This window comes from Phytoactinopolyspora alkaliphila (genome assembly GCF_010550695.1).
Classification (GTDB): Bacteria; Actinomycetota; Actinomycetes; order Jiangellales; family Jiangellaceae; genus Phytoactinopolyspora; species Phytoactinopolyspora alkaliphila.
This window is the reverse complement of the sequence record NZ_JAAGOB010000005.1, coordinates 115,791-131,517: the sequence shown is the minus strand read 5'-3', so window position 1 is coordinate 131,517 and position 15,727 is coordinate 115,791. Positions and strand designations below refer to the sequence as shown.

12 protein-coding genes are annotated in these 15,727 nt (G+C 67.8%); 4 read left to right on the top strand and 8 right to left on the bottom strand.

What is annotated here, in order from left to right; all coding sequences use genetic code 11:
* Positions 1 to 124 precede the first annotated feature (124 nt).
* Positions 125 to 535 carry a hypothetical protein gene (locus G1H11_RS10710; RefSeq protein ID WP_163818563.1) on the top strand — a complete coding sequence of 137 codons (411 nt, stop codon included), beginning with the start codon at positions 125 to 127 and terminating at the stop codon, positions 533 to 535.
* A 219-nt stretch (positions 536 to 754) separates the two neighbouring features.
* Here the strand turns inward: G1H11_RS10710 and G1H11_RS10705 are convergent, their stop codons facing one another.
* The 4 genes from G1H11_RS10705 to dnaK are packed head-to-tail and all read right to left on the bottom strand — an operon-like array spanning position 755 to position 4,942.
* A complete protein-coding gene (locus tag G1H11_RS10705; protein WP_163818809.1) occupies positions 755 to 1,165 on the bottom strand; it encodes a heat shock protein transcriptional repressor HspR in 411 nt (136 codons plus the stop codon).
* A 31-nt stretch (positions 1,166 to 1,196) separates the two neighbouring features.
* Entirely contained in the window at positions 1,197 to 2,348 is a 1,152-nt protein-coding gene (dnaJ, locus tag G1H11_RS10700) for a molecular chaperone DnaJ (protein ID WP_163818562.1), read from the bottom strand.
* A gap of 33 nt (positions 2,349 to 2,381) precedes the next feature.
* Positions 2,382 to 3,077 carry a nucleotide exchange factor GrpE gene (gene grpE, locus G1H11_RS10695; protein WP_216843647.1) on the bottom strand — a complete coding sequence of 232 codons (696 nt, stop codon included), beginning with the start codon at positions 3,075 to 3,077 and terminating at the stop codon, positions 2,382 to 2,384.
* On the bottom strand, positions 3,074 to 4,942 hold the full coding sequence (gene dnaK / locus G1H11_RS10690; RefSeq protein WP_163818561.1) for a molecular chaperone DnaK: 1,869 nt from the start codon (positions 4,940 to 4,942) through the stop codon (positions 3,074 to 3,076). Before dnaK ends, grpE begins: the two co-directional genes overlap by 4 nt.
* 358 nt (positions 4,943 to 5,300) lie before the next feature.
* Here dnaK and G1H11_RS10685 point away from each other — a divergent pair, with 358 nt between their 5' ends.
* Positions 5,301 to 6,470 carry a heparan-alpha-glucosaminide N-acetyltransferase domain-containing protein gene (locus G1H11_RS10685; RefSeq protein WP_163818560.1) on the top strand — a complete coding sequence of 390 codons (1,170 nt, stop codon included), beginning with the start codon at positions 5,301 to 5,303 and terminating at the stop codon, positions 6,468 to 6,470.
* On the opposite strand, the gene G1H11_RS10680 is transcribed toward G1H11_RS10685, so the two are convergent.
* Positions 6,467 to 6,973, bottom strand: coding sequence for a ferritin (locus G1H11_RS10680; RefSeq protein WP_163818559.1), 507 nt, complete (start codon positions 6,971 to 6,973; stop codon positions 6,467 to 6,469). The two genes, G1H11_RS10685 and G1H11_RS10680, sit on opposite strands and share 4 nt — an antisense overlap.
* 98 nt (positions 6,974 to 7,071) lie before the next feature.
* Positions 7,072 to 7,767, bottom strand: coding sequence for a nucleotidyltransferase family protein (locus tag G1H11_RS10675; protein WP_163818807.1), 696 nt, complete (start codon positions 7,765 to 7,767; stop codon positions 7,072 to 7,074).
* Positions 7,768 to 7,975: 208 nt separating this feature from the next.
* Here G1H11_RS10675 and G1H11_RS10670 point away from each other — a divergent pair, with 208 nt between their 5' ends.
* A complete protein-coding gene (locus G1H11_RS10670) occupies positions 7,976 to 9,007 on the top strand; it encodes a lactonase family protein (protein ID WP_163818558.1) in 1,032 nt (343 codons plus the stop codon).
* 37 nt (positions 9,008 to 9,044) lie between these two features.
* Here the strand turns inward: G1H11_RS10670 and G1H11_RS10665 are convergent, their stop codons facing one another.
* Positions 9,045 to 11,783: a helix-turn-helix transcriptional regulator gene (locus tag G1H11_RS10665; RefSeq protein WP_246211279.1), complete on the bottom strand. Its 2,739-nt coding sequence runs from the start codon at positions 11,781 to 11,783 to the stop codon at positions 9,045 to 9,047.
* Positions 11,784 to 11,961: 178 nt separating this feature from the next.
* Here G1H11_RS10665 and G1H11_RS10660 point away from each other — a divergent pair, with 178 nt between their 5' ends.
* Positions 11,962 to 12,888 carry an NAD-dependent epimerase/dehydratase family protein gene (locus tag G1H11_RS10660; RefSeq protein WP_163818556.1) on the top strand — a complete coding sequence of 309 codons (927 nt, stop codon included), beginning with the start codon at positions 11,962 to 11,964 and terminating at the stop codon, positions 12,886 to 12,888.
* 15 nt (positions 12,889 to 12,903) lie between these two features.
* Here the strand turns inward: G1H11_RS10660 and G1H11_RS10655 are convergent, their stop codons facing one another.
* Positions 12,904 to 15,654 carry a winged helix-turn-helix domain-containing protein gene (locus G1H11_RS10655; RefSeq protein WP_163818555.1) on the bottom strand — a complete coding sequence of 917 codons (2,751 nt, stop codon included), beginning with the start codon at positions 15,652 to 15,654 and terminating at the stop codon, positions 12,904 to 12,906.
* Between the last annotated feature and the right edge of the window lie 73 nt (positions 15,655 to 15,727).

Here is a 15,727-nt window from a genome sequence, read left to right as displayed (position 1 = left end):
CTCATTCGTTCTTCCGTCTCCCAGCGGCGAGAGTTCAGCAGCTCCGCACCGGCTTGACACAGAGTATCGTAACAGTGTTTTATAACAGCGTTAGTAAACATTGTCCCGCTTCAAGGAGATCGCCATGCTCGAATTGAGCGCGGAAGCCAGCCGGTTGATCGGCATCCTGCTGCTGGCACTTGTCACGGTGGAGACTGGCGGCTGGTACCTCACTCGGATCGCCCGCCGAATGGTGCCGGCCACGGACTTCCAGCAGTCGTTCGCGCGTGCCGGTCACGGTCACGCAGGCATGTTCCTGACACTTGGGATCATCGCTGCCGTCCTGACCGATGCCACGGATCTCGACGGGTTTGCGGCATGGCTGGCGCGCAGCGGCGTCGCGGTGGCAGCGATCCTCATGCCGGCCGGCTTCTTCTTCTCCTCCATGGGCGCCGGACGCACTAAGCCCAACGGGTTGATCGCGCTGGTCTGGCTCGGCGCCGTCGTCCTGGCCTCCGGTCTCGTCGCACTGGGCATCGGCCTGCTGGCAGCGTGAGCTGGGCGGCTGGGCGGCTGGGCGGCTGGGCGGCTGGGCGGCTGGGCGGCTGGGCGGACCATGGATCAGATGCGCGAACCGCCAGTAAATGCGCCGGTCGGTCACCTGATCATTTCCCGTCCACATAGTGGAGATGATCAGGTGACCGACACTGGCCTCGCGCCGCGATTCAGGTCACCTGATCACCAATCAGGGATCGATCAGATGCGCAATCGACGATCAGGTGGCCAAACGGGTGCGGTAGATCGCCAGGGCGGTGGTGTGGAAGGCCGGTACCGGAAGGTAATCGGAGCTTCCACGCCCGCCCGGAAGATAGCCGCTCTCCTCCTGGGCTTCGATCAGAATCTCCAGCTGCGCCCGGAGCGCCTCGACCTGCGACTCAAGTTCAAGGATGCGCTTGATCCCCACCAGGTTGACGCCCTCCTCCTGGGACAAGCGCTGGACCTCACGGAGCTGCTCGACATCGCGGAGTGAATACCGGCGACCGCCTCCGCCTGTACGACGCGGGGAGACCAGGCCCAGACGGTCGTACTGACGCAACGTCTGAGGGTGCATGCCGGCCATCTCGGCGGCGACAGAGATCACGTACAACGGCTCGTCGTCGCGGACCCGCCGGGCAGCGCCCGACATCGCCACGACGAATCTTGTGCGTTCGTCCACGTCAACCTCGCTTCGAAGCCTCGCGCATCAGCTCTGCGCGGATATCGTCACCCGATGTTGCGGACTGGAAGGCCTCCAGGGCCTCCTTGGCGGGCTGCTCGACGCGCTGTGGAACGACGACCTCCACCGTGACCAACAGGTCACCGCGAGTACCGTCCCGCCGGGTGGCTCCTCGGCCGCGAACCCGGAAGGTGCGTCCATTGGGAGTGCCGGGCGGGAGCTTCAACGTGACAGGTACGCCGTTCAGCGTGGGAACCTTGATGTCGGCGCCCAGAGTGACCTCGGGGAACGTCACGGGGACGGTGACAGTCAGGTGTTCCGCCTTGCGGCCGAACACCGGATGTTCGCCCACCTTGACGGTGACGTAGAGGTCACCCGCCGGCCCTCCGCGTTCACCGGGCGCACCCTTGCCGCGCAACCGGATACGCTGGCCGTCCACCACGCCGGCTGGAATCCGCACGTTCATGACCTTGCTGGTGGTGCCGCGACCGGAGCCGCTGCACACCGGGCAAGGATCGTCGACCACCAGGCCGCGGCCCATGCAGTCGCGGCACGGCTCGGCCATCCCGAAGCCACCCGAGTCGGTACTCGTGTATCCGGTCCCGGTGCACGTGGGACAGACCCGCGGAACCGTGCCGGCGCGAGCACCGGTCCCGGCGCACGACGTGCAGGCCGACGAGCTGGTCATCCGCAGCGGCACGGTCTTGCCGTCGACGGCTTCTTCGAACTCGATCGACACGTTCGTCTCGACGTCGGCGCCGCGGCGGGCTCCGGTGCCCCGAGAACGGGTGCGCTGACCGAAAAGCCCACCGAAGACATCCCCCAGGCCGCCCTGGCCGGAACCAGTGCCGGTGAAGATGTCCCCAAGATCGAAATTGAACGAGCCACCACTGCCGCCGGGCACGCGCATGCCGCTGCCGAACAGGGTCCGCGCCTCGTCGTACTGCTTGCGCTTCTCCGGGTCGGAGAGCACCGAGTATGCCTCGGAGACGTCCTTGAACCGGTCCTCGGCGGTCTTGTCGTCCTTGTTGCGGTCGGGGTGCAGCTCGCGAGCCAAGGTGCGGTAGGCCTTCTTCACCGTTGCCGCGTCGGCGTCCTTCGGCACACCGAGGATCTTGTAGTAGTCCTTCTCGATCCAGTCCTTGGTACTCACGTGCTGCGCCCCTCCCTTCTCACGCTGTTGAAGCTATTCTTCCTCTGAACTGGGCTCTGCCGCATCTCCAGCGTTTCCGGCACCGGCGTCAGAGTCGGCTTGCCCAAGCGCCTCGGTCGGCTCGGCCACGGCAACCCTGGCCGGACGCACGATCCGCTCGCCGACGCGATACCCAGGCTGCAGAATCTGCGTACACGTGGGCACCGTGATGTCGTCCGCATAACCGTGCATGAGCGCCTCGTGCACGGTGGGATCGAACTCGTCGCCCACCTCGCCGTACTGCTCAAGGCCGGCCTTGGTGACCGCCGCCTCGAGTGCCTCGCCGACGGCACGGAACGCCCCGGTCAGGTCACCGTGCTCGCGCGCTCTGCCGATGTCGTCGAGAACGCTGAGCATTCCCGACAGCACCTCGACTCTCGCGGCTTCGCGCACCGCTTCCCGGTCGCGCTCCACCCGGCGCCGGTAGTTGGTGTATTCGGCCTGCACCCGCCGCAAATCGTCCAGCCGCTCCGCCGCTTCGGCTCGAGCCTGGGTGAGCTCTGCGTCATCGCCGGAACCGGACGGCGCGTAGTCTTCCGGCGCCGCCGCTGCCGCATGGGCAAGCGGCGGCTCGGGCTCAGGGACGTCGTCAGGTTCCCGCCGCTGGCCCGTCTGCGGATCGATGCGCCGCCGGTCCCGGACAACCGGGGCCTCGACGTACTCCTCCGAGTCGTGCTCGTGGTCGGTCACTTGTCGTCCTTCTCCTCGTCCACGATCTCGGCCTCGACGACATCCTCGTCGGCGGTGGGCTCGGCGCTCTCACCGGCACCGGCATCGGCCTGTGCTCCCGGATCGCCGCTCGGCGGCTCGGCGGTGGCGTAGATCGCCGCGCCCAATGACTGGAACGCGGTCTGCAACCGCTCCGAGCTCGACTTGATGGCAGCGTCGTCGGCACCCTCGAGCGCCTTCTTAGCGTCGGCCAGTGCGGAGTTCACGTCATCCCGGACCTCGGCGGAGAGAGTCTCCACCTTCTCGGTGTTGTCGGCGAGGAACTTCTCCGTCTGGTAGACCAGCGACTCCGCCTGGTTACGGTTCTCGGCCGCCTCTCGCCGCTTACGGTCCTCCTCGGCGTACTGCTCGGCGTCCTTGACCATCTGGTCGATGTCTTCCTTGGCCAGGGCCGAGCCACCGGTGATGGTCATGGACTGCTCTCGGCCGGTGCCGAGATCCTTCGCGGAGACGTGGACGATACCGTTCGCGTCGATGTCGAAGGTGACCTCGATCTGGGGGACGCCACGCGGCGCAGGCGGCAGACCGGTCAGGTCGAAGGTGCCGAGCTTCTTGTTGTACGCCGCGATCTCGCGCTCACCCTGGTACACCTGGATGCCCACAGTGGGCTGGTTGTCCTCCGCGGTGGTGAAGATCTCCGACCGCTTGGTGGGGATGGTGGTGTTGCGCTCGATCAGCTTGGTCATGACGCCGCCCTTGGTCTCGATTCCGAGCGACAGGGGGGTGACGTCGAGAAGCAGGACGTCCTTGACCTCACCGCGCAGCACACCGGCCTGAAGGCTGGCGCCGACGGCGACGACCTCGTCCGGGTTGACACCCTTGTGCGGGTCCTTGCCGGAGAGCTCCTTGACCAGATTGACCACCGCGGGCATCCGGGTGGAACCGCCCACCAGCACCACGTGGTCGATCTGGTCGACCGAGACGCCTGCGTCCCGGATGACCGACTCGAACGGCGACTTGGTACGCGCCAGCAAATCGGCGGTCATCTGCTCGAATTGCGCGCGTGACAGGCTCTCGTCGACGTGAACCGGGTTCTTCTCGGCATCCTGCGCGATGTAAGGGAGGGAGATCGACGTCTGGGTGCTCGACGACAGCTCGATCTTGGCCCGCTCCGCGGCCTCGCGGACACGCTGCATGGCGATCTTGTCCTTGGACAGGTCCAGGCCGTGGGTGGACTTCACCCGATCGACCAGCCAGTCGACAACCTTCTGGTCCCAGTCGTCACCACCGAGGTGGTTGTCACCGCTGGTGGCCTTCACCTCGACGACGCCCTCGCCGATCTCCAGCAGGGACACGTCGAACGTGCCACCACCGAGGTCGAAGACCAGAATGGTGTGCTCGCTGTCGCCCTTGTCCAGGCCGTAGGCGAGAGCGGCGGCCGTGGGCTCGTTGACGATGCGCAGCACGTTCAACCCGGCGATCTCGCCGGCTTCCTTGGTCGCCTGCCGCTGAGCATCACTGAAGTACGCGGGCACCGTGACCACGGCGTCGGTGATGGTCTCACCAAGGTAGGCCTCGGCGTCCCGCTTCAGCTTCTGCAGGACGAAGGCGGAGATCTGCTGCGGCGTGAACGCCTTGCTGTCGATCTCCGTGGACCAGTCCGTGCCCATGTGCCGCTTCACCGAACGGATGGTCCGCTCGACGTTGGTGACGGCCTGGCGTTTCGCGACCTCACCGACGAGAACCTCGCCATTCTTCGCGAACGCGACGACGGACGGGGTGGTACGGGCACCTTCGGCATTCGCGATCACCGCGGGCTCGCCGCCCTCCAGGACGGCGACGACCGAGTTCGTGGTGCCGAGGTCAATGCCGACAGCTCGTGCCATGGCGCTTCCTCCTAGATACTGCGTAGTGAAAACCTTGAGACTCTTGAGTCACTCAGACTCAAGTATGGTCCTGCTGTCATGGTTGTCAAACTGTGTTGAGTGTAGGTGACTCAACTTCTCACACACGAGACAACGCCCCGCCGGTCCGGCGTGTTCCCGCGTCCGGCCACATCCTGGCAGCGCGTGCCCTCCCCCGGATCACACCTACCGCATAAGGTGGATCGCATGCGTGAGACCGATGACACCCCGCGGCCGACCGACCCGCGCAAGCGCCTGGTCGCCATCGTCCTGGTTGCCTGCCTGGTGCTGACAATGGCGCCGTTCATCGCTTCCCTGGTCTTCTAAAGCGAGGCAGGGCGTGGACGAGGCCACGCGCCAGCAGCCGAGGCGGCTGGTCGGCGTCGACGCCGCCCGCGGGCTGGCGCTCTTCGGCATGATCGCCGTCCATGTCACCCCGTCCGTAGGTGCTGACGGCGGATCGACCGCCGCCCATCTAGTCGCCAGTGGACGAGCCTCGGCTCTCTTCGCTGTGCTCGCCGGCGTCGGGCTGGCACTGGCCAGCGGAGGCTCCACCGAGCCCAGGGGGACGGCGCCGCGCCAAGCACGGGCAGCCACGGCCGTGCGCGCCGGCTTCCTCGTGGTAGTCGGCCTAGCCATCGGGCTCCCGGACTCCGGCGTGGCCGTGATCCTCGTCTACTACGGGGTCCTGTTCCTGGCAGCCATACCGTTTCTCGGGCTCCGCGCGCCTGCGCTCTTCGCACTCGCCGGATTCTGGGCTCTCACAGCACCTGTGCTGAGCCATGTCCTCAGGCTCCAGGGGCTGCCGCGAACCAGTGGCAACGTCACGACGGAGTCCCTCGCCGATCCGGTCGGCTTGTTCTGGCAGCTCACGGTCACCGGCTACTATCCGGTGCTGCCCTGGCTCGCGTATGTCCTCGCCGGGCTTGCGCTCGGCAGGCTGACCCTCGCGTCGACCAGCGTGGCCGCCAGGATCTTCGCCGGCGGGGCCGCCCTGGCTGTCGGAACCTACGTGCTGTCCTGGGTGCTGCTCCGACAGGGTGTGATGGACCGCTTGACCGAGGCCGGCACCGGCGGGCATCCCACCAGCCGGCCGTTCACCGACGGCGTCCTGAACACGTCGTTCTACGGAACGACGCCCACCACTACGGCGTGGTGGCTCACGGTGGCGTCACCCCACACTGCCACGCCGTTCGACATGCTGCACACCATCGGCACAGCGGCAGCCGTCCTCGGTCTGACGCTGCTCCTCGCCAGCCGGTTCAGCGGTCTGCTCTCGCCACTCGCGGCCGTCGGCAGTATGACGTTCACCCTCTACTCGGTCCACGTGCTGCTGCTCGCCACCGCTATCCCGGGGAACGTGGAGTATGCGGCGGGGCTGCACATGGCGGTGGCGCTGGCCATAGCCGTCCCGTGGCGTCGGTACGCCGGCCGCGGGCCGCTGGAAGCAGTCACGGCCAGCGCCGTGCGATCGATGCGGAAGCTGACCGCCTGGACGTCGAGACTCTAGGCGTCGGAGCCCGGGGAGCGAGCGCCCAGTTCACCGTCAAGGCGCAGCAAGCCCGGGCCGTCGTCACCGATAAGATGCAGCCGGCCGAGGATCTCCGAGACGGTGGACTCCTCTTCGATCTGCTCCTCGATGAACCAGCTCAGCAACGGCAAGCTGTCGATGTCGCCTTCGGCCTGCGCCAACCGGTAGAGCGCACGGATCGACTCGGACACCTTCTGCTCGTGGACCAATGCCGCTTCGAAGGCGGTGACAACCTCGGCGCCAGGGTCTTGCGGAGCCGAGATGTCACCGATCTGCGGCCGGTTGCCACGGGCCGTCACGTGGTCGATGAACTTCGCGGCGTGGACTCGCTCCTCGTCGGACTGAATCCGCATCCAGGAGGCCATACCCGGCAAGTTGGCATCCTCCAGAGCGATGGCCAGCTGAAGGTAGGCGACCGAGGACTCGATCTCGAGGGTGATCTGGTCGGAAAAGGCTTTGGCTAGCGTGTCGTTAAGCATCATAGAGCCGACGTTAGCCCAGCTCACCTGCGATTTCCACGAAGCCATGACTAGCCTTCACAAGGTTTGGCGAACCTTACGCCGGGCCGGTGCGGTAGCCCTCACGGCTGCGAGGACCTCAGCTCCTTCGCCGCCTCGGACACGTCCTTGGCCGTATCGATGGCACGCCAGTATCCCTCGATGGGGTATCCGGCCAGCCGGCGTTGCTTGGCCAGCATGGGGAACGTCGCCCGTTCATGGTCTCCGACCTCGGGCAAGAGCTCGAGCATCTCCTGGGAGAAGACGTAGACACCGCCGTTCACCGGGTAGGGCGATGGCGGCGCTTCCACGAAGTCCGTGACCCGCCCGAACTCGTCGAGGTCCACGACACCCCACGGGATACGTGGGCGAGCCAGTCCGATGGTGGCCGTAGCCCCACGCTCGGCGTGGTAGGCCGTCATGTCGAGGAGGTTGAACCGGGTCCAGATATCGCCGTTGAGGGCATACCAGGGCGCGTCATGGTCCGGCAGGTGCCTGCCCGCGTACTTCAGCCCGCCGCCTCGCCCGAGCGGCTCCTCTTCGACGACGGTCTGGGTGCGCAAGGGCTGGGACGAGGCCGCCAGGTGCTCGGCGAGACGCTCATGCAGGTGACCTGCCGACACGACGACGTCGGTGACGCCTGACTCGGCGAGCCACCCGATCTGATGGTCGATGATGCACCGTCCATCGATCTCGATCATCGCCTTGGGGATGGTGTCGGTGAGCGGTTTGAGACGCGATCCCTGGCCCCCGGCCAGGATCACAGCCTGCCGGACCATATGATCTCGGGCCGTTGTCACGGTCTCTCTTCCCCTCGTTCGGCTGCGTCGCGGCCACGCGCTCGGCTGCCGATGCGTTCACCGTTCGTTCGCCGGCACATGCCGTCCACGACCCTAATGCACGACGGTAGACGCGGGCCGTCACGTCCCTGCCCGGGCACGGACCCGAGTGTTCTCCGCGAGCCCCGCATCGGGCAGGATACGTGCCATGCGCGCATATCTGGGAGCAGCTTCGACCACAGGACCAGGCAGTCCAGCCAGCGGCATCACCGTGATGGACATCGATGGCGCGACGTTCACGCCGGTGGGCGTCGCTGAGACGTCGGACCCCATGTATCTCGCGCTCTCGGCCGACGGCACCGTCCTGTACTCACTCGCGGAGCGTGCCCAGGGGCAGGTGCGGGCATGGAAGATCGACGGCGAGTGCCTCACCGCGCTCGGGGAACCGCAGGAGACCGGGGGTGGACCGTGCCACCTGTCCGTCCATTCCAGTGGGCGCTACCTGCTCACCGCCTCCTACGGCTCCGGCACGCTGGCCGTGCACCCGATTCTCGCCGACGGAGCGCTGGCCCCCGCGTCGGACACGATCCAGCACACCGGCACGGGACCCAACAGCGAGCGCCAGGAGAGGGCGCACGCGCACATGATCGTCACCGATCCCGGCACCGGCCCTGGCCGCGGGCACGTGCTCGCTGCGGACCTGGGAACGGACACCGTGTACAGATACGCCCTAGATGAAGCGACCGGAACGCTCGATCTCGTCGACGAACTGCACGCCCCGCCCGGAGCCGGCCCACGCCACCTGGTGATCCGGGACCAGTACGCCTACGTGGCCAACGAACTCGACTCGACGGTGACGGTCATCGATCTTGCCGCTGGCTCGGTGCTGTCCACGGTCTCCACCCGACCGGACGGCGCCGGCGAAGCGAGCCACCCGTCGGCCATCCGGATCTCGGCGGACGGCTCGTACCTGTACGTGGCCAATCGCTTCGTCGACGAGATAGCCGTCCTGGCCGTCAGCGGACCGGAGCTCAGTCTCGTGACGGGAGTGCCGTGCGGTGGGGACCACCCGCGGGACATCGTCCTCTCTCCGGACGGCGCGTACCTCTACTCCGCCAACCAGTTCGGCGACACCATCACATCCTTCGAGATCGACCCGGGCTCCGGTGTGCCCCAGCAAGTGGGCTCCCCGTTCAGTACGCCGAGCCCGGCCTGCATCGTCTGGGCGCACCCCCGCTGAGCTCGTTGTACTCGGCCGTTACGCTGGTGACAGGCGATCATGCTGACGCGGCGAGATCCAGCCTGGCCAGCTCGATCCGCTTGGTGATCCCGAGCTTGGGATAGGCCTTGTAGAGGTGGTAGCCGACGGTCCGCGGGCTGATGGACATCCGGACCGCGATCTCCTGATTGCTCAGCCCGGTGGCCGCCAGTTGCGTGACCATGCGCTCCTGCGCGGTGAGGGTCGCCAGGCCTCCCACCTCTTCGCCCCGTGGTTGCGGCCGGGACTCACCCGTAGCCCGCAACTCCGCCCGGGCCCGATCCGTCCACGGTGCCGCGCCGATCCGGTCGAAGATACCCAGCGCCGAACGCAGGTACACCCGCGCGTCCGTTCGCCTCCGGCTCCGCCGGAGCCACTCTCCGTAGGCCAACTCCGTGCGCGCCTGTTCGAACGGACGCGTGGGCGCTTGCCGGTGCAGGAACACCGCTTGCGCGAACAGGTCGCCCGCCGCTCCGTCGTCGCTTGTCATGGCGTGGCAACGTAGGGCGACAGCGCGGATCCATTCCGTACCCGAGTGCGTGGCGGCTTCGTCGAGCCGCTCCAGCGGTACCCGGGCTGCGCTACGGTGACCCGACCTCGCGCAAGCCTCGACCGTATCTGCCAGGAGAGCGGGCCCGACGACGGTGCGCCATCCTGGTGCGTCCTCGCTGAGCCGTTCCATCGCCTCCTCGGCCCGTCCGAGGCCGAGGTCGAGCAATGCCCGTGATCCCACGGCCCACTGGCGTATCGAGGTCGGACCCTCGGACAAGGCCCGTTGCGCCAGGTCGCGGGAGTTCTCTTCGTCGCCTTCAACGGCGGCGATCCTGGACAACGTCGCGTGGACCTGCCCGGGCAACTGGCGGATGCCCGTCCTCCGCGCGATCTCGAGGGCTTGTTCCCCGCTGATCCGCGCCTCCTGGTGCAAGCCGAGAAACAGCTGTGCCTGCGCCAGCAGACCGAGCACGTGCGGAAGCACGTCGTCGCGCCCCTGTGCACGGCACGTCGCGACCAGCCGCGTCAGGAGGTCGCGCGCCGTGCCGTCGTCACCGACGAGCAGAGCCGCCTCCGCCACGTGCAGCCGGACCTCGATCGGAAGTGACGGCCGGCCATCCGCAGCGGCGAGGATCATTCGGCGGAGGGAGGCCATCCCCCGTGCGGCGTCATGACCAGCGAGGCCGGCCAGGCCTCGAATCCCAGCCGCGCAGACGCGGACGGTGTCCGATGTCCGGAGGACCGCTACCCTGGTCGCCGCCAGGCCCAAGGCCTCGCGGTAGTCGCATGCCCAGGCGTGCCGGGCGGCGGTCATCAGCATGGCGGCAGCGAGGTCCGGTGCGGCCTCGGCCACGACGGCGGCACCTTGAAGGAGAATCCACGCCGCGTCCCTTAGCAAGCCTGCCTCGGCCTCGGCCGCTGCCCGGATCATCGCGAGCCGCGCGAGCACACCGTCGTCGCCGGTCATGGACAACGCCTGATCGGCCAATGCCGCCGCTCGCCGGAGATCCCCGGACGCGGATGCGGCGACCGCCGCCGCGGCCAACCGGCGACCGCGGTTCGGCATGGAGGAGCTGAGCTCGGCGGCGCACTGGTAAGCCGCCGCAGCCACGGAACGCCCATGATCCGCCGGCCGGCATTCGGCAAGCTGCTCGAGGTGCTCGGCGACCCGCTCGTCCGGTCCTGTGGCGGCCGCTGCCCGGTGCCAGACCGATGCCGGCTCGTCACCAAAAGCCTCGTACGCCTGAGCGAGAGCCGTGTGCGCAACTACTCGGCTGGTGATCGTCACACCGTGGTACGCGGCGGGGCGGATCAGCGGATGCCGGAATCCGACCCGGCCGTCGGCGACGACGACCAGCCGGGCCCGCTCCGCCACCGCCAGATCGTCGATAGACGTCCCCAGGCTGTGCGCAGCGTGGAGTATCACGGTCAGTTCGCCTCGGCCGTCTGCTGCGACGGCACCGAGCAGCGTTCGGGTGGAGGGCGGCAGACGGCCGATCCGACTGGTGAACGGTGCGTAGGCATCGCCACGGACCGGAAGCGCACCGAGTCCGATCACCTCCGGAGGAAGATGGCCGAACCGCTGACGCGGTGACAGGGCCGCGGCGAGTTCCAGGAGCGCCATCGGATTGCCGTCGGACTCGTCGAGGATCCGCTCACGGGTGTGCGCGCTCAGTTCGCTCGGGCATCGGGCGAGCAGCTCGCGCGCCGCGTTCCCGTCGAGCCGTTCCAACCGCAGCTCACGCAGGCCTGTGGCGGGAAAACCTGGACACTCGTCGTCAGCGGCGAAAACCATCGCGGCGGCTTCGGTGTGTAACCGCCGCGCGGCCAATGCAAGAGCGCCGGCCGACTCCCGGTCCAATCCGTGTGCGTCGTCGATCAGGCACACCAGGGGGCGTTCTGTCGCCAGCCGGGACAGCAAGGTCGTGATCGCATACCCGACCAGCCGCTGGTCAGGAACCACCGTGCCGGAGAGCCCGAACGCTGCGCGCAAGGCAGCGGCCTGCGGCTCGGGCAGACCATCGATGCGGTCCAAGGCTGGGCGAAGCAGCAGATGGAGCGCCGCGTAAGGCATGCCCGCCTCCGACTCGACGCATCCCGCCCGCAGGACCCGCATGTGAGAGGCCGACCGCGCGACGTGATCAAGCAGCGCGCTCTTGCCAATGCCCGCTTCGCCGCGAATGACGAGCGCCGTACCGTGGCCCGCAGCGGCGGTTGCCAGGACCCGGGCGATCTCAGCCGCCTCTGCCACCCGTCCGTGGAGCATCACGGTTTCAGTGTGGACAACCGGGCCACAGCCACGGTAGACGCGAATGTCGCGTGCTGGCGATGACGATTGTCACGGTCCGGCACCGCGACGAGGTCCAGTCACGTGACGGATTCGGCCCGGCCCACCAGCGCCATACGATCGGCGCACCGGATCGGATCGCCATTGAGGAGCTGACATGCGAGTGCTAGTCGCCGGAGCCACTGGTGTCATCGGACGCCAGCTGATCCCGATGCTCAAGGAGATCGGGCACGATGTGGTGGCACTCACCCGCGCGCCCGGCGGTCCGGATGCCGGCTACGAGACGGTCGTCGCTGACGCGCTGGACCCGAAGGCGACCGCGTCAGCTGTGGACAAGGCGGAACCGGACGCGGTGGTCCACCTGCTCACGGCCATTCCGAAACAGCTCAATCCCAAACGGCTGGCCTCGGAGTTCGCGGTGACGAACCGGCTCCGCACGGAGGGCACGAGGAACCTGATCGAGGCGATGCGCCCGGCAGGCTCCATCCGCGTGATCGCGCAGGGCTTGGCATATGCGTACCGCCCCGCGGGCGCGCAGCTCGCGGACGAGGACGCGGCGTTCTGGACGGACGGACCGAAGCAGTTCCGTCCAGTTGTCGCTGCCCTGCTCGAACACGAGCGGCTCACCAGAGAAGCAGGCGGTCTGGTCCTGCGCTTCGGCCACCTGTACGGGCCAGGCAGTTCCTATGCACCTGACGGAGAGTTCACTCGGCAGGTCAGGGGTGGAAAAGTGCCGATCGTCGGCGGTGGAAAGTCTGTCTTCTCGTTCACGCACGCCTACGACGCGGCGAGCGCCATCGCCGCCGCTCTGAGCACTCCGGCCACGGGTGCGTTCAACGTGGTCGACGACGATCCCACCCCCATGCGGATCTGGCTGCCGCAGATGGCCCAGATGCTCGGTGCCCCGGCACCCAAGAAGGCACCGGCCTGGCTGGCTCGCACCGCCGTCGGAGGCTGGGGCGTAGCGTTCATGACGAGCCTTCGTGGCGCCGACAATCGCCACGCCCGATCGCAGCTGGACTGGCGCCCCACCTACCCGTCCTGGCGAGACGGCTTCACAGCGGATCTGGCCGGCCGGCACTAGGCGGACCCGAGAGTCCTATGGCAACAGGCCGATATCCCTCGCCCGCACGGTCGCCTCAGTGCGGTTACCGGCGCCGAGCTTGCGCAGGATATGAGTCACGTGCTTCTTCACCGTATTGAGCGTGACGAACAGATCCTCGGCGATCGCCTGGTTCGGCTTACCGGATGCGAGGAGGCGCAGGACCTCGAGCTCACGAGGGCTCAACCGATCGGCCGGACCAGATCCGGTCACCGGGCGGTCTGCGGAGACCCCGAACGCGTGGATCAACCGGCGGCGATAAGACGCGGGGACTTTGTTGCTCTGCCTGTGTGGCCGGTCCGCCGAGAGCCGGTCGAGCAACATCGCCATCGGCGCTCCCTCGTCCGCGAACACCCGGACGAAGCCCTGCGGCCAAGCCAACTCGACGGTGTCGCCCAGCGTATCCACGGCTGCGGCTTCGTTCCCCGTCGCGGCCAGAGCCAGCGCCTTCAGTGCCTGGATCTCGATCACACTGCCGGTCCTGTCCTGGGTTGCCGCGTCGGCCCACAAGCGGTTCAGCAGCTCCAGGGCGCGGCCGGGCTCGTCGTCGGCGATCAGGATCCGCGCCAGAACGAGGTACCCGGCTTCGTACACGTACCTGGGCTCGTCGTCAGCACGAATGCCTCGGCTGGCTACCCATTCGGCGGCCGCTCTCAGGTCACCCTGGGCGAGTAGCAGGCGGGCGCGTTGAGCGGGCACCGGATTGAACAGATCGGTCACCGCCGGATCCGTGAACTCGACGGCCTCGTCCATCGCCTCCCGCGCACCCGCGGCGTCACCCCGGGCCTGCCGGATCCACGCCAGCGTCACCAGACCGGCAGCCAAAGACTGGGCATAGACGAACATCCTGCACAGTGGTAGAGCCCTGGCGAGGTGATCCATGGCGGTATCGAGGTCGCCGCGTTGGTACGAGAGCTCCGCCATGCCGACGTACGACACGCCGGCGGCCGGCGGATCTTCCCACGCGGGGAGCGAGCTCGCCTCCAGAGGATGCCGGTAGGTGCTCGAGGCCGCATCAAGCCGGCCTCGCGCGCACTGGATGCGGCCCAGGTAGGACGACATGTACACGACCAGGTCACGCTGACCGACCGCCCGCCAGTGCGCGACGTTCGACGCCATGGCCCGTTCGGCCTCCCCAACCTCGCCGCGTATCCAGGCGGCGAAGGCCAGATTCACCTGTGCGAGCCCGTGGAGCATCCACTCGTCGGGTCGGAGTCTGGCGATAGCCCGGGAGGCGTACCGGATCGTGGCCTCGCCATCGCCTCGCAGGTGCGCCGTGTAGGCCCGGCCGAGCGCAAGGCCGGCGTCGAGATTGGCCAGCCTGCTCGCGGACCGGCCGACCGATGGCTCGAACACGTCCTCGTCAGCCTGGCCTCGTGTGCGCTCCGCGGCATCAAGTGACCTCTCGATGTCCTCGACGCGGCCGCTGACAACGTTCAAGGCTGCCCGGGCCAGATGCAGCCGCGCCCGGGAGGCCGCTACCTCAGTGGGGAGGGCGCCGATCCACCGCTGCACCGTCGCGCCCTCACGGCCCAGGAAGAACTCGTCGAAGTACCGTTCGATCAAACTGGCGGCCCAGGTGGCGTCACCCGCGGCCAGCGCATGCCCGACCGCGTCGTCCACCTGCTTCCGGCTCTCATGCCACGCCGCAGCCTCGCGATGTAGATACCTGGTCCGGTCCGGCTGTTCTCTGGTCACTCGGGCGCGCAACGTGCCGGCGAACAGGTGGTGGTAGCGCCACCAGCCACGGACGTCGTCCATCGGCACCAGGAACAGGTTGGCTTGCTCGATCGACTCCAGCATGGCCTGGCTGTCGCTTCGACCGGTGACCGCGTCGCACAGCGAGCCCGACAGCCGGTCGAGGATCGACGTCTCGAGCAGGAACTCGCGCACGGACGCCGGCTGGCGCTCGAGGACCTCTTCGGTCAGGTAGTCCACCACGTACCGGTGGCTACCCGAGAAGGAGTTCACCGCATCGGCGGCATCCGGGCTGCCCTGAAGGGACAGCGCCGCCAGCTGCAGTCCGGCCGCCCAGCCCTCCGCGCGTGCCGCCACCGTTATCGCCGCGTCATCCGGCAGCAGCTGTCCAGGACCGAAGGCTTGGCGCAACATGGCCTTGGACTCGTCAGCGGTGAACCGGAGATCGGCAGCGCGCAGTTCGACCAGCTGGCCGCTGGCGCGCCATCGCCCAAGCGGAAACGGCGATTCGGTTCGGCCGGCCAGCACCACATGCAGCCCTGGCGGAGCGCTGTCCAGCAACAACCGCACCGATGTGTGCACGATCTCGGACTTCACCAGGTGAAAGTCATCCAGCACCAGCAGCACGTCGCCGCGTAGGTCCGCGAGCACGTTGACCATGGCCGCGACCAGCCGGTCGGAAGTCGCCGGCTCCGGCGAGCCGAGGAGCGGCTCGACGTGTCGTGCCATCTCCGGGCGAATCTCGGTGAAACCCGCCACGATGTGACGCCAGAATCGGACGGGGTCGTCGTCAGCCACATCAAGGGAAAGCCATACCACCGGCCTGGACATCTGCCGGCACCAGTGAGCGAGCAAGACCGTCTTGCCGTACCCGGCCGGAGCCGAGACCAGTGAAAGCCCTCCGCCGACGCCCTTCTCGAGCCGGCCGACGAGCCGCTGCCTGGGCACGAATCCGGTTGGTAGCCGCGGGAGGAACAGCTTGGTGGCCAGCACCCCGCCCGATCCCATGACGTCTCCGGTTCGCCGAGGCCGTCCAGGTGTCCCTGCCATCTGCTGCACCATCCACGACCGAAGGCACGGTGCCGTCGCCGCGGAAGACTACACTACGACTTCCACCTTCGGG